Annotated in this window: 11 protein-coding genes and 1 pseudogene; 11 read left to right on the top strand and 1 reads right to left on the bottom strand. The window is 34.7% G+C overall.

Annotated elements, in window-relative coordinates; genetic code table 11:
• Positions 1-203: 203 nt before the first annotated feature.
• Positions 204-1,835: an ABC-F family ATP-binding cassette domain-containing protein gene (locus ACJAZK_RS13335; protein ID WP_415224440.1), complete on the bottom strand. Its 1,632-nt coding sequence runs from the start codon at positions 1,833-1,835 to the stop codon at positions 204-206.
• A gap of 413 nt (positions 1,836-2,248) precedes the next feature.
• On the opposite strand from ACJAZK_RS13335, the gene rplM reads away from it, so the two are divergent.
• The 11 genes and pseudogenes from rplM to ACJAZK_RS13280 form a co-directional block, all read left to right on the top strand.
• The gene (gene rplM, locus ACJAZK_RS13330) at positions 2,249-2,704 is read left to right on the top strand and encodes a 50S ribosomal protein L13 (RefSeq protein WP_194508516.1); all 456 of its coding nucleotides are present in this window, start codon (positions 2,249-2,251) and stop codon (positions 2,702-2,704) included.
• Positions 2,704-3,090 carry a 30S ribosomal protein S9 gene (gene rpsI / locus ACJAZK_RS13325; protein ID WP_028871676.1) on the top strand — a complete coding sequence of 129 codons (387 nt, stop codon included), beginning with the start codon at positions 2,704-2,706 and terminating at the stop codon, positions 3,088-3,090. Before rplM ends, rpsI begins: the two co-directional genes overlap by 1 nt.
• A gap of 230 nt (positions 3,091-3,320) precedes the next feature.
• Positions 3,321-4,256, top strand: coding sequence for a 30S ribosomal protein S2 (gene rpsB, locus ACJAZK_RS13320; RefSeq protein ID WP_415224439.1), 936 nt, complete (start codon positions 3,321-3,323; stop codon positions 4,254-4,256).
• 95 nt (positions 4,257-4,351) lie between these two features.
• Positions 4,352-5,317 carry a translation elongation factor Ts gene (gene tsf / locus ACJAZK_RS13315; protein ID WP_415224438.1) on the top strand — a complete coding sequence of 322 codons (966 nt, stop codon included), beginning with the start codon at positions 4,352-4,354 and terminating at the stop codon, positions 5,315-5,317.
• A gap of 197 nt (positions 5,318-5,514) precedes the next feature.
• Positions 5,515-6,222 carry a UMP kinase gene (gene pyrH, locus ACJAZK_RS13310; protein WP_415224437.1) on the top strand — a complete coding sequence of 236 codons (708 nt, stop codon included), beginning with the start codon at positions 5,515-5,517 and terminating at the stop codon, positions 6,220-6,222.
• Positions 6,223-6,272: 50 nt separating this feature from the next.
• Positions 6,273-6,830, top strand: coding sequence for a ribosome recycling factor (frr, locus tag ACJAZK_RS13305; RefSeq protein WP_415224436.1), 558 nt, complete (start codon positions 6,273-6,275; stop codon positions 6,828-6,830).
• Positions 6,831-6,890: 60 nt separating this feature from the next.
• Positions 6,891-8,168 carry a hypothetical protein gene (locus ACJAZK_RS13300; protein WP_415224435.1) on the top strand — a complete coding sequence of 426 codons (1,278 nt, stop codon included), beginning with the start codon at positions 6,891-6,893 and terminating at the stop codon, positions 8,166-8,168.
• A 235-nt stretch (positions 8,169-8,403) separates the two neighbouring features.
• The gene (locus ACJAZK_RS13295; protein ID WP_415224434.1) at positions 8,404-10,812 is read left to right on the top strand and encodes an efflux RND transporter permease subunit; all 2,409 of its coding nucleotides are present in this window, start codon (positions 8,404-8,406) and stop codon (positions 10,810-10,812) included.
• A 30-nt stretch (positions 10,813-10,842) separates the two neighbouring features.
• The gene (asnS, locus tag ACJAZK_RS13290; RefSeq protein ID WP_415224433.1) at positions 10,843-12,273 is read left to right on the top strand and encodes an asparagine--tRNA ligase; all 1,431 of its coding nucleotides are present in this window, start codon (positions 10,843-10,845) and stop codon (positions 12,271-12,273) included.
• Positions 12,274-12,539: 266 nt separating this feature from the next.
• Positions 12,540-14,000 (top strand): RNA polymerase factor sigma-54, encoded by a 1,461-nt coding sequence (gene rpoN, locus ACJAZK_RS13285; RefSeq protein ID WP_415224432.1) that lies wholly within the window; start codon positions 12,540-12,542, stop codon positions 13,998-14,000.
• Positions 13,997-14,208, top strand: a pseudogene (locus tag ACJAZK_RS13280) (hypothetical protein); the annotation flags it as partial. The gene rpoN and the pseudogene ACJAZK_RS13280, both read left to right, overlap by 4 nt.

The following is a 14,208-nucleotide window of genomic DNA, read 5'->3' as shown; positions in this document are numbered from 1 at the left end:
GGAGTTTTCAAATCGGTTTTCAGTTTTTTATACACTGAAAAAAACCTTGGCTTGGTCTTGAATTTTTGGTTCGTTTATTCGTTCATTTTTATTTTTGTGGCCCTCATGATGTGCTTCGCAGTTTGCATCAAGACAAAATGAACAAAGAGAAAAAATAGTGTGCATCTAATTGTGTGAAATCTACAAAAATAAAATATCAGAAATTACAAATCCAACCCTTTCAAACTCTCAACACGATTTCTAATTAAAAAATCATCAATCGTTTCAAAATGTTCAATCACACGTTGCTCCTTAAACTCAAATACTTTTTTAGAGAGCCCTTGTAGAAAATCACGATCGTGAGAGACTAGAACAAGCGTCCCATCAAAATTTTGAAGCGCTTCTTTTAGGACATCTTTAGATTTTAAATCTAAGTGATTTGTGGGCTCATCGAGAATCAGCAAGTTTACCGGCTCCAATAATAACTTCACCATCGCTAACCTGGTTTTTTCACCTCCAGAGAGCAACCCTACTTTTTTATCAATCTCATCGCCTTTAAACATAAAGCGCCCCAATATGTTTTTAATTTGTGTTCTGACATCGCCTTTAGCGACGGCATCAACCGTTTGAAAAATCGTTACATCCTCATCTAACAAAGCGGCTTGGTTTTGAGCAAAATAACCCACCTTAACATTGTGGCCTAAGTCACAGGTGCCTTCGACATCAATTTGACCTAAAATGGCTTTAATCATGGTCGACTTCCCTTCCCCGTTTCGTCCTACAAAACAAACTTTCTCACCTCTGGCAATAGACATGTTTGCATTTTTAAAAACGGTATGCTCGCCATAAGATTTAGACACGTCTTTTACGGTTACAGGATAATCACCAGAACGCTGTGTTGGCGGAAAACGCAATTTGAGTGCAGACGTGTCCACATCATCAATTTCAATAATCTGTAATTTTTCAAGCATGCGCTCACGAGACGTCACTTGATTTGTTTTTGAATAGGTCCCTTTAAATCGGTCAATAAACGTTTGATTATCAGCGATAAATTTTTGTTGCTCTTGGTAAGCTTTGATTTGGTGTACGCGTCTATCTTCACGTAATTGCAAGTAATGCGTATACTTCGCTTTATAATCATAAATACGTCCCATTGTCACTTCAATAGTACGATTAGTAATATGATCAATGAACGCGCGATCGTGAGAAATCACAACGACTGCATTGGCTTTATTCACTAAAAAATCTTCTAACCAAATCACCGATTCTATATCAATATGATTGGTAGGTTCATCTAATAAAATTAAATCTGGCTTTTGAAGTAAAATTTTAGCGAGTTCAATTCGCATGCGATAACCTCCTGAAAACTCATTCGTTTGTCTTGTAAAATCGTTTTGTTTAAACCCTAAACCTTTGAGTGCCTTTTCAACTTCGGCATCATAGTTAACGTCCTCTAAAGCATAATAACTTTCTCCCAAATCTGATACACGCTCAATAATCTTCATGTACTCGTCAGACTCATAATCGGTTCTGGTTTCGAGCTGTTTATTGAGAAGGTCCATTTCATCGCGCATTTCAAACACATGACGAAACGCTTTAGACGCTTCTTCAAAAACGGTTGTATCATCTTCAGTTAATAGATGCTGTGGCAAATAGGCTATGATCGCATCTTTTGGCGTTCTCACGTTTCCACGAGTGGCATTTTGAACACCTGCAATAATTTTCATCATTGTAGATTTCCCTGCACCATTTTTCCCCATTAATGCAATTTTATCATCTGCATTAATCGTAAATGACACCTCACTAAAAAGCGTTTGACCACTAAACTCTACTGCTAAATTATCTACTGAAATCATCTAAACGTATTTAAAGCGGTAAAACTAATAAAAGTGCTTAGCAGAATTGCGCAAATCGCAAAATATCTAAATCAATTTTAAAAAATAACTTAAGAGTTGATATTTCCGAAGTAAAAACAAAACAAATACATAGCGCTCTTTGATTATGCGAACTCCATAGCTATAGACGTGCTTGGAAGACCAACACCTCTATATTTCGAAATAAAAAATCAAATCCTAATGCCAATCAAAAGACAGACACACCAGACAGCAAAAAAAAACAGAACGTTACACTTTAACTCACATTCATATTTTACCATAAAATATGTGTTCACACTATTTGGTAATCAAATATATAATCGTAAATTTGCAAACTCTTTTCGAGAGAGAAAGTTTAACCGCCTGTCGTGCACAGGCAACTAATATCAATAAGTGTGGACACAATAAGCTACAAAACGATTTCAGCAAACAAGGCTACTGTTAATAAAGAGTGGGTTTTAGTTGACGCTGCAGATCAAACGCTAGGTCGTTTATGTTCTAAAGTAGCAATACTTTTAAGAGGTAAACACAAAACAAACTTCACACCACATGTTGATTGTGGCGATAACGTAATTGTTATCAATGCAGAAAAAATCAACTTATCAGGAAACAAGTGGAATGACAAAACGTACATTCGTCACACAGGTTACCCAGGTGGTCAGAGAAGTTTAACTGCGACTGAATTGTTTGGAAAAGATCCAGCAAGAATCGTGGAAAAATCAGTAAAAGGAATGCTCCCTAAAAACAAATTAGGTGCAGCTTTATTCCGTAATTTAAATGTTGTTGTTGGTTCGGCTCATACCCATGAAGCTCAAAAGCCAAAAGCAATAGACTTAAACAAAGTTAACTAATGGAAGTAATTCACAAAATCGGTCGTAGAAAGACGGCTGTTGCTCGTGTGTACCTTGCTGAAGGAAAAGGCAAGATCACGGTAAACAAAAAAGACATGGCGGATTATTTTACGACTGCAACATTGCAGTATAAAGTAAACCAACCTTTAGTCATGACTAACAACGATGGCAACTTTGATATTACAGTAAACGTTTTTGGTGGAGGCATTACAGGCCAAGCTGAAGCGATCCGTTTAGCATTATCTCGTGCAATGTGTGAGATTGATGCAGAACACAGACTAATATTAAAGCCAGAAGGATTATTAACTAGAGACCCACGTATGGTTGAACGTAAGAAGTTCGGTCAGAAGAAAGCAAGGAAGAAATTCCAATTCTCGAAACGTTAATCCTATTCCTTTTTATTATTCTGGAGTTTATTCGGAATATAAAAAATTTAAAAAGCTGTTCTGGTCGACGATCAGAACAGTTTTACATTACCATACTGCTGCACTAATTTTCAGCATACAGTAAAAAATCCTGAAACGAGTTCAGGTACAGTTTAGCATCTAAATGATTAAGGCGAGCGCAAGCAACCACTTAGTCATTGCTAATTTAACAGAACGTAAACGATTACAAGATGGAACAAGTACAAGTTAAAGACTTATTAGAAGCAGGTGTGCACTTTGGTCACCTAACAAGAAAGTGGGACCCAAACATGGCGCCTTACATTTATATGGAGCGTAATGGTATCCATATTATCAACCTCTACAAAACACAAGCAAAAATTCAAGAAACTGGAGAAGCACTTCGCAAGATTGCAGCTTCTGGAAAGAAAATCTTATTTGTTGCTACAAAAAAACAAGCGAAAGATATCGTTGCTGAAAAAGCAGAAAACGTAAACATGCCTTACATTACAGAAAGATGGCCTGGTGGAATGTTAACGAACTTCATCACCATTAGAAAAGCTGTTAAGAAAATGGCTATGATTGATCGTATGAAGAAAGATGGTACTTTCAACTCTCTGTCTAAAAAAGAACGTTTACAAGTAGATCGTCAAAGAGCAAAATTAGAGAAGAATTTAGGTTCTATCTCTGACATGACACGTTTACCTGGAGCTATATTTGTTGTTGATATTAAGCGTGAGCATATCGCAATTAAAGAAGCACAAAAATTAAAAATTCCAATCTTCGCAATGGTCGATACAAATTCTGATCCTCGTGAAGTCGATTACTTAATTCCATCTAATGATGATGCTTCTAAGTCCATTGAATGCATTATGGCTGCGGTAGAATCTGCGGTTGCAAGTGGTTTAGCTGAAAGAAAATCTGATAAAGCTGATAAAGACGCTAAAAGTGAGAAATCAACAGCAGCTAAAAAAGAAGTAAAAGCTGAATCTAAAGATGACGCAGAGGTTGAAGCGAAAGCTGAACCAAAGGTTGAGGCTAAAGTTGAAGCGAAAGCAGAACCTAAAGTTGAGGAAAAAGCTGAAGCGAAAGCAGAACCTAAAGTTGAGGAAAAAGCTGAACCAAAAGCTAAAAAAGAAGCACCAGCTGCATCTAACGAAGAAGAATAAATTAATAATTATACAATATAGATAAGTCGTTTAGTTGTTTTCTTCGGAAATTTTAAATTAAACGACTTTTTTAAATTTTAAAACATTTTGAAGTTATGGTAAAAGTAACAGCGGCAGAAGTAAATAAACTAAGACAAGCTACAGGTGCAGGAATGATGGACTGCAAAAAAGCCTTAGTTGAAGCAGAAGGAGATTTCGACAAAGCGATCGATGTACTTCGTAAAAAAGGACAAAAAGTTGCAGAAAAAAGAGCCGACAGAGATTCATCTGAAGGTGCTGCAGTAGCAAAAATAAATGCAGATAACACGTCTGGTGTTGCTATCGTATTAGGATGTGAGACCGATTTCGTTGGAAAAAATGAAACCTTCGTAGCATTAGCTAGCGATTTAGCAGATATCGCATTACACCACGATACAAAAGAAGCGTTTTTAGCTGCTGATTTTGGAGGAATGACAGTTGCCGATAAACTCATTGAACAAACTGGTGTTATTGGTGAGAAATTAGACATCACTTCTTTTGAAAAATTAGACGCACCTTACGTTGGACAGTATGTTCATATTAACAAAATTGCTGCTTTAGTAGGGTTATCTTCAAAAGTTAACAATGTTGAAACGTTAGTAAAAGATGTCTCTATGCAAGTTGCTTCTATGGGCGCAAGTTCATTATCTTATAAAGATTTTGATCCTGCATTTATTGCATCAGAAACAGAGGCTAGAATTGCAGTTATTGAAAAAGATAATATCGAATTAGGACGTTTAGGTAAGACTTTAAAAAATGTACCTAGCTTTATCTCTATGGCGCAATTAACTTCAGAAGTTATTACTCAAGCTGAAGACGCTGCAAAAGCAGAATTAAAAGCAGAAGGTAAGCCCGAACAAATTTGGGACAGAATTTTACCAGGTAAAATGGAACGTTTCATTTCTGATAACACAACTTTGGATCAAGAACAATGTTTATTAGACCAACGTTTTATTAAAGATGACAAGCAAACTGTTGCTCAATATGTAGACACTTATGGTGACGTCACTGTTACTGGATTTAAACGTGCTACGGTAGGTTAACAACTTCTTTTTGATCGCTCAGCGTAGTCAAAGCGAAAACAGAAACAATTATATAAAAAACCACTACTCTTAAATTAAGATGTAGTGGTTTTTTTTAATTTATAAATTTCTACTTTCCTAAAAAAAGGAAATGTTTATATTTGTTGCTTCTTAATTCCTGCTCAAATAGGAATCTCTAAAAAAGCTATTGCTTAATTATGAAATACAAAAGAATTCTACTAAAATTATCTGGTGAAGCTTTAATGGGTACTCGCCAATATGGAATTGACCCAGAACGTTTAGCAGAATATGCTCAAGACATTAAAGAAATCACTGCTTTAGGCGTGGAAGTCGCTATCGTAATTGGTGGCGGAAATATTTTTAGAGGTGTTGCTGGTGCCATGGCAGGTATGGATCGTGTTCAAGGAGATCATATGGGAATGTTAGCAACCGTTATAAACGGGTTAGCGTTACAGAATGCATTGGAAGATGCAGATGTAAAAACACGCTTGCAAACTGCTATTAAAATCAATGAAGTTGCTGAGCCTTTTATTAGACGAAAAGCAATGAGTCATCTTAAAAAAGGTCGTGTAGTGATTTTTGGTGGTGGTACTGGAAATCCATATTTTACTACAGACTCTGCAGCAGTATTAAGAGCCATCGAGATTGAAGCTGACGTCATATTAAAAGGGACTCGTGTTGACGGTATTTATAATGCAGATCCAGAGAAAGATGCCAACGCTGTAAAATTTGATCACATCACATTTGAAGAGGTTTTGAAAAAAGGTTTAAAAGTTATGGACACTACGGCTTTTACATTAAGTCAAGAAAATAGGCTCCCTATTATTGTTTTTGATATGAATAAAAAAGGAAATTTAATGAAAGTAGTTTCTGGAGAAAATATAGGAACTAAAGTTAATATATAATAATTGGCTTATTTTTTTGGTAAGTAGTTTACAAATTAAAGTTTAAAAAAATGAACGAAGACATAAAATTTATACTGGATTCAACTAAAGAAGCAATGGATGATGCTCTTAAACATTTGGTAAAACAGTTTTCAAATATTAGAGCCGGTAAAGCAAGTCCTGCCATGTTAGGAAGTGTTATGGTCGACTATTATGGTTCTCAGACGCCACTTGCTCAAGTCGCTAATGTTAATACACCAGATGGGCGAACGATTACAGTACAACCTTGGGAAAAGAACATGATCCAAGAAATTGAACGAGGAATAGCCTATGCGAATTTAGGGTTTAACCCAATGAATAATGGTGAAACCATTATAATAAGTGTACCGCCTTTAACCGAAGAACGCAGACGTGATCTATCAAAGCAAGCCAAAGCGGAAGCGGAAGACGCTAAAATTGGCCTAAGAAATGCTCGTAAAGACGCTAATCATGAAATAAAAAGTCTTGACGATGCTTCTGAAGATCAACAGAAAAATGCAGAAATTGATGTACAACAAATGACCAACACCTACGTTAAGAAAGTAGACGATATTTTTGACGTTAAGGAGAAAGAGATCATGACCGTATAAACTCAAAAAGCGACTAACTCCATGTCGCTTTTTTTATTAATACAATTTATTTACAACTAAATGCACAAGGCTATTTGCTTAATTATATTTACGCTCTGTACTTGTGCACTATATTCTCAAACCCCAAAAACAGAAAATGACTCTGCTAGTATTGAGAATGATTCACTGAGCAAAAAGGAATTCATTAAACAGTTAGGTAATGGTTTTTTTCCTACTAAATTTATAGATATAGACCTTCGATATCTTATAAAATTTAATCAATATGAAGGTTTAAGAACTGGACTTGGTGGCATAACCAATGATAACTTTTCAGAACAATACAGAATAAATAGTTACGTCGTTTATGGGTTTAAGGACCATCGTTTTAAATATAAAATTGGAGGTGGTTTTAGAGTCAGTGAATCTAAAGACACTTGGATCAATTTATCTTATACCGATGATTTACAAGAAACCGGAAGCTCGACGTTTTTAACAGACAAAAGATTCTTTTCTTTTTTTGAACCACGCTTATTAAATATTGATTTATTTCATAAACATATTACGAAAGCAGTATCCGTAGAGCATAAATTTTCAAAAAACTTATTGTCTGAATTAGAATTTGCTACTAGTAAAATAGAGCCTACTTATGACTATACATTCAATATAGATGATAAGTCATTTAGAAGTTTTGATATTACTAGTGCAAAAATAGCCTTACAATGGAATCCTTTTAATAGCAATAATGTAAATGAAAAAGGTGTTTCCGAAGCCAAAGAAGGCTATCCTCAATTCACATTACAAGTATCTCAGAGTTTTAAAAATAAGATCACCGGTGACTTTAATTTCTTTAAAACAGATTTTAGAACCGTACATAGATTCATCCATAATGAGCAATCGTTTACAGAAGCTACTTTGACAACTGGAATTGCAACAGGTAAAACACCGCTAACGCATTTGTATCACGCCTATCCAAATAATATTACTAAAGAAACCATCCTCCAACGATTTTCGGTCGCTGGTATCAATAGTTTTGAGACAATGTACTTTAATGAGTTTTTCTCTGATAGGTTTACAACAATTCAGCTTAAACATTTCGTAAAACCTTTTAAAATTACTGAGCGTTATAGACCACAATTGGTACTGATTTCTAGAATGGCTATAGGTAACATGCAAAATATAGAACGTCATCAAAATATCGAATTTGGAACATTATCAAAAGGCTACTCTGAAGCTGGTTTTGAAATCAATAGATTGCTATTTGGTTTTGGTTTAAGCTTTGCTTATCGCTATGGTGGTTATCACCTACCTTCTCTTGCAGATAATATTGCTGCCAAGTTTACGTTTAATATCAATTTGTAATACGACATCCTCTCATTAACTTAGTGGTCCTTAAATAATCTTTTTTCGATTAGCTAAAAAGGCATTTTTATTCTACTTTTTTATCATTTGTTTCCCTAGTGATGCACGATAAAGCTAAAAAACACATCATCTTTAAATAAAATACCTCTTTTTCACTTTTATCAAAAAAGTTTAAACAAGTTCAATAGCCTTATCTCTTGGTTTTTTCTAACTTTGTTTTTGTTTTAATACACACATGTTTAAACTATTTTCTAAAAATTTCTGGGCCATTATTGCGCGATTAATTCTACGCAACAAGATTGGTATTCTAATTGCCATAATTTTGGCGACTATTTTCTTCAGTTCCCAATGGAATAACATGCGTTTTACCTATACTGAGGCCAACCTACTTCCTGACGACCATGAAGTTAATATCGTGTATAATGAGTTTTTAGATATTTTTGGAGAAGAGGGAAACCTTATTATTTTAGGGGTAAAAGATTCTACATTATTTACTGTTGAAAAGTTAAATGCTTGGAATAAGCTGTCTGAAGATTTTAAAGCTTTTGACGAAGTTGAAACCGTAGTATCTCTTAACGACCTCCAAAAGCTCATTAAAAATAAAGAAGCCGAAAAATTTGATTTAGTCCCTTTTATTAAGGATTCTGTAACCTCAATTGAGCAAATTGACAAACTTCAAGACGAGTTATTTAAGCAGTATCCGTTTTATGATAATTTCTTGTTTAATACTAAAACAAGAACTATTAGAACTGCCATCTACATCAAAAAAGACATTGTAAATACGTCTGCTAGAAAAGACTTTATAATGGCAACCTTTATACCTAAGGTTGAAGATTTTGAAACTGCAAATAATTTAGATGTTAGGGTTTCAGGAATGCCCTACATTAGAACATTAAACGCACAGAATATTGTTGATGAAATCGGGCTCTTTATAGTTTTGGCACTTGGAGTCACCTCATTAATCTTCTTTTTGTTCTTTAGATCATTTAGAGCCACTTTTATTTCGCTTATTGTTGTTTGTATAGGTGTCATGTGGACCTTTGGAATCATAGGGTTACTCAATTATGAAATTACTGTGCTTACCGCTTTAATCCCACCACTGATCATTGTTATTGGTATTCCAAATTGTATCTTCCTTATCAATAAATACCAACACGAAGTAAAGCTTCATGGTAATAAGGTGAAATCATTACAACGCGTTATTACTAAAGTAGGGAATGCTACATTGATGACAAATGTGACAACAGCTTCTGGTTTTGCAACTTTTATTTTAACAGAAAGCACCCTTCTAAAAGAGTTCGGAATCGTTGCATCGCTCAGTATTCTTGCTATTTTTATATTATGTCTCTTAGTAATTCCAATCATATATACGTTTTTACCTTATCCACAGGAAAGGCATTTAGAACATCTAAATAAAAAATGGATTGGTGGTTTTGTCGATTGGACCGTACGCATGGTGCGTGAACAACAAATTGCAATCTACGCGACCTCATTAATTCTTATTATAGGAAGTATAATTGGAATTTATCAAATAAAAATTTCTGGCAGCCTTATTGAAGATATGCCAAAAGAAGAACCCTTTTTTAAAGATATTCGGTTTTTTGAAGAAGAGTTTGATGGGATTATGCCATTAGAAATTATGGTGGATACCAAACGCAAAAAAGGTGTCATGAAATTGAGTACACTCAAAAAGATGGAGGAACTCGAAAATCTTATTGATGACATACCTGAACTGTCTCGTCCCATCTCTGTGGTAAGCTTAGTGAAATACAGCAAACAAGCCTACTATAATGGTAATCCTAAATTTTATCAATTACCAACGAGCCAAGAGAATAGTTTCATTTTATCGTATGCAAAAAATTCGTCGTCAGAGGCTAACTTACTTGAAAATTTCGTAGACAGCACTGGCCAATATGCTCGTATAACAACGTACATGAAGGATATTGGTACCGATAAAATGGAACGTATTGAAGAAGATCTTCAGAATAAAATAAATAAAGTATTCCAGCCAGAAAATCGTTATAATGTAACAATGACTGGTAAAGCTTTAGTCTTTCAGAAGGGCACAAAATACTTGGTAAAAAACCTTGCAATCTCTTTATCATTAGCCATCTTTTTAATCTCGCTATTCATGGCTTATATGTTTAGGTCGTTTAGAATGATAATCGTTTCGTTAATCCCTAACCTATTACCATTAGTAATCACAGCTGGTTTAATGGGATATTTAGGAGTTCCTATAAAACCATCTACTATTTTAGTCTTTAGTATTGCCTTTGGTATTTCTGTGGATGATACTATTCATTTCCTAGCAAAATACCGTCAAGAACTTCAAGCTAACCACTGGAAAATACGAAAATCGGTATATGCTGCATTACGGGAAACAGGCGTAAGTATGTTCTATACATCCATTGTATTGTTTTTTGGTTTTATTGTATTTACAACTTCAAGTTTTGGAGGCACAGTAGCTTTAGGTGCATTAGTTTCTGCAACGTTATTGTTTGCAATGTTGTCTAATTTATTACTGCTTCCTTCGTTATTATTATCCTTAGAGCGCAGTATTGCAAATAAGGAAGTCATGCGTGAACCCTCCATAAATATTATTCCTGTTGAGGATGATGACCCTAAAGACACTAGAAATTCATAAACATTTATATTTGCATAAAATTTCAAAATAATGAGCTATACAGTTTCACAATTATTGACCCAAGATATTACGTTTCAACCTTTAGAAATTAAGGGTTGGGTAAGAGGATTTAGATCTAACCGCTTCATTGCATTAAATGACGGTTCTACCATAAATAATATACAATGTGTAGTAGATTTTGAAAACACAGACGACGCCACTTTAAAGCGTATTACAACTGGTGCTGCAGTTCATATTAAAGGTGAATTGGTAGAAAGCCAAGGAAAAGGTCAAACCGTAGAAATACAAGTCACATCTATTGAAATTCTTGGTGATTCTGATCCTGAAGAGTATCCTATTCAGCCTAAAAAACACACTTTGGAATTCTTACGTGAAAACGCCCATTTACGCACACGTACTAATACGTTTAGTGCTATAATGCGTTTACGTTCGACATTATCATTTGCGGTTCATAAGTATTTTAACGACAATGGCTTTTACTATATGCATACACCAATTATCACAGCAAGTGATGCCGAAGGTGCTGGTGAAACATTTAGAGTGAGCTCATTAGATGCTAAAAACCCGCCTTTAGATGACCACGGAAATATTGACTACAAAAAAGATTTTTTCGGAAAAGAGACAAATCTAACCGTTTCTGGTCAGTTAGAAGCAGAAACATTTGCCATGTCTTTGGGAAAAGTTTATACGTTTGGACCAACTTTTAGAGCCGAAAACTCTAACACCTCGCGTCACTTATCAGAATTCTGGATGATAGAACCAGAAGTTGCTTTTATGGATTTAGCAGGTAATATGGATTTGGCAGAAGCCTTCATGAAATCTGTTTTAAGTTATATTTTAGAACACAATCGCGAAGATTTGGAGTTCTTAGAACAGCGCCTACTTGATGAAGAAAAAACAAAACCTCAAGCAGAACGCTCTGAAATGAGCCTTATTGATAAAATAAAATTCGTTGTAGAGAACAACTTTAAACGTGTTAGTTACACTGAAGCTATTGATATATTAAAGAATTCTAAACCTAATAAGAAAAAGAAATTCAAATATATTATTGAAGAATGGGGAGCAGATTTACAAAGTGAACACGAGCGCTTTTTAGTAGAAAAACACTTTAAATGTCCCGTAATATTATTTGATTACCCAGCAGATATAAAGGCCTTCTATATGCGTTTAAATGAAGATGGAAAGACCGTTCGCGCCATGGATATTTTGTTTCCCGGTATTGGAGAAATGGTTGGAGGTTCACAACGTGAAGAACGTTTGGATGTACTAAAAGAGAAAATGAAAGCTTTAGATATTCCTGAAGACGAATTATGGTGGTACTTAGATTTACGAAAATATGGTACGGCAGTACATTCTGGTTTTGGATTAGGTTTTGAGCGTTTAGTAATGTTTGCTACTGGCATGGGCAATATTAGAGACGTAATACCTTACCCTAGAACACCTCAAAATGCTGATTTTTAATACTGCAATTTAATTTATTAGACCTGTCAAGTTTTAAAAACCTGACAGGTCTTTCTGTTTAAAATAGTGAAGTACTCATTGTTAATTCTCAAAATGTCTAGTCTTTCTATTTCCGAAGAAAAACATCTTATCTTTTTATAATACGCAGTACTCCTACTTAAACAACCTAAACGATACACGCCTCTTTTAAATTATTCTTAAAAGCGACACCTTTTTTAAACATATATCAATAGTTTAGTTAACTTTACTTTAAAGCTCAACAAAGCATGCTCAAACAATACCTCCAGTTTAAATTATCACAAAAGTTGTCACCGCAACAAATTCAACTTATGAAGTTGATACAGTTGCCTACGCAAGCATTTGAGCAACGTATTAAGCAAGAATTAGAAGAAAATCCTGCCTTAGATACTGGAAAGGATGATACTGATGAGGATCAATTTGATGAGTTCGATAATTCTGAAGATGACTATAATGACAATGAAGAGATAAATACTGAGGATATCAATATTGACGAGTATTTAAGTGATGATGACGTTCCAGACTATAGAACGCAAGTAAGTAATTATAGCAGCGATGATGAAGAAAAAGTAATGCCTTATGCCGCTGGAACATCCTTTACACAACATTTAAACAGCCAATTAAACACATTTAGACTAAATGACGAAGAACGTGACATTGCAGAGTTTTTGGTAGGTAGTGTTGATGAAAGTGGTTATATACGTCGCACACTAAGCGATATTATGGACGATTTAGCATTCACCCAAAATATTTTTACTACAGAAGATAAAATAGAAACTGTGCTTCACAAGGTACATCAATTAGATCCTGCAGGAGTTGGTGCTAGAAATCTACAAGAGTGTTTAAGTATCCAATTGCATAGAAAAGAAAAATATCCAGATGTAGAATTAGCTTGTCATATTATTGACAAAGCATTTGATCAATTTACGAAAAAGCATTATAAAAAATTACTTCAAAAGTTTGATATTACTGAAATTCAGCTCAAAGACGCTATTGAAGAGATTGAACGTTTAAACCCAAAACCTGGAGGCTCTTACGCAGGAAATAATAGAATAGTGGAACATGTGGTTCCTGATTTTGCAATCAAAATTGTGGATGGCGAATTAGATCTTACTCTAAATGGAAGAAATGCTCCAGAACTTCACGTGTCTAGGGAATATAGTAACATGATGAAAGGTTATAAAGAGGCAAAAGACAAGAGCAAATCTCAAAAAGATGCGGTCCTGTTCATCAAACAAAAATTAGATGCCGCTAAGTGGTTTATAGAAGCTATCAGACAGCGTCAACAAACACTTTTTGTAACCATGAGTTCTATTATGCACTATCAAAAAGAATATTTCCTATCTGGTGATGAGCGTAAGCTTAAACCAATGATTTTAAAAGATATAGCAGATGAGATTGAAATGGATGTTTCTACCGTGTCTCGTGTTGCGAATAGTAAATATGTTGATACACCATATGGAACGAAACTCATTAAAGAATTCTTTAGTGAATCCATGACTAACGATCAAGGAGAAGAAGTCTCGACACGAGAAATCAAAAAAATACTCGAGACTGTTATAGAAGAAGAAAATAAAAAAAAGCCACTTACCGATGAGAAGTTAGCTCAAATCTTAAAAGAAAAAGGCTATCCTATTGCTAGACGTACCGTTGCAAAATACCGTGAGCAATTGGATATTTCTGTGGCTAGATTGAGGAAGAAAATATGATGAACCAACTTCTTAAAAGCATATCATACATTTTCCATCCCTTATTAATGCCATTACTCGGGGTTGTCTTCTATTTCTCTAAAACACCACGTTTCATTCCAGAATCTGTGATGAAAGCCAAAGTGTTTTCCATTACAATTTTAACCATTGTATTACCTATTCTACTATTCTACTTACTAAGAACAATTAATAAAGTAGATACGTTTCA

This window comes from Psychroserpens sp., from assembly GCF_047633235.1.
Taxonomy (GTDB): domain Bacteria; phylum Bacteroidota; class Bacteroidia; order Flavobacteriales; family Flavobacteriaceae; genus Psychroserpens.
Note: the sequence above shows the minus strand (reverse complement) of the source record. Positions and strands in the feature narration are given on the sequence as shown.

What these genes read in the sequence shown, in the direction of transcription:
- ACJAZK_RS13335 (WP_415224440.1), bottom strand. Translation starts at nt 1,835, where the DNA reads ATGATTTCAGTAGATAATTTAGCAGTAGAGTTTAGTGGTCAAACGCTT.
- rpsI (WP_028871676.1), top strand. Translation starts at nt 2,704, where the DNA reads ATGGAAGTAATTCACAAAATCGGTCGTAGAAAGACGGCTGTTGCTCGT.
- rpsB (WP_415224439.1), top strand. Translation starts at nt 3,321, where the DNA reads ATGGAACAAGTACAAGTTAAAGACTTATTAGAAGCAGGTGTGCACTTT.
- tsf (WP_415224438.1), top strand. Translation starts at nt 4,352, where the DNA reads ATGGTAAAAGTAACAGCGGCAGAAGTAAATAAACTAAGACAAGCTACA.
- pyrH (WP_415224437.1), top strand. Translation starts at nt 5,515, where the DNA reads ATGAAATACAAAAGAATTCTACTAAAATTATCTGGTGAAGCTTTAATG.
- frr (WP_415224436.1), top strand. Translation starts at nt 6,273, where the DNA reads ATGAACGAAGACATAAAATTTATACTGGATTCAACTAAAGAAGCAATG.
- ACJAZK_RS13300 (WP_415224435.1), top strand. Translation starts at nt 6,891, where the DNA reads ATGCACAAGGCTATTTGCTTAATTATATTTACGCTCTGTACTTGTGCA.
- ACJAZK_RS13295 (WP_415224434.1), top strand. Translation starts at nt 8,404, where the DNA reads ATGTTTAAACTATTTTCTAAAAATTTCTGGGCCATTATTGCGCGATTA.
- asnS (WP_415224433.1), top strand. Translation starts at nt 10,843, where the DNA reads ATGAGCTATACAGTTTCACAATTATTGACCCAAGATATTACGTTTCAA.
- rpoN (WP_415224432.1), top strand. Translation starts at nt 12,540, where the DNA reads ATGCTCAAACAATACCTCCAGTTTAAATTATCACAAAAGTTGTCACCG.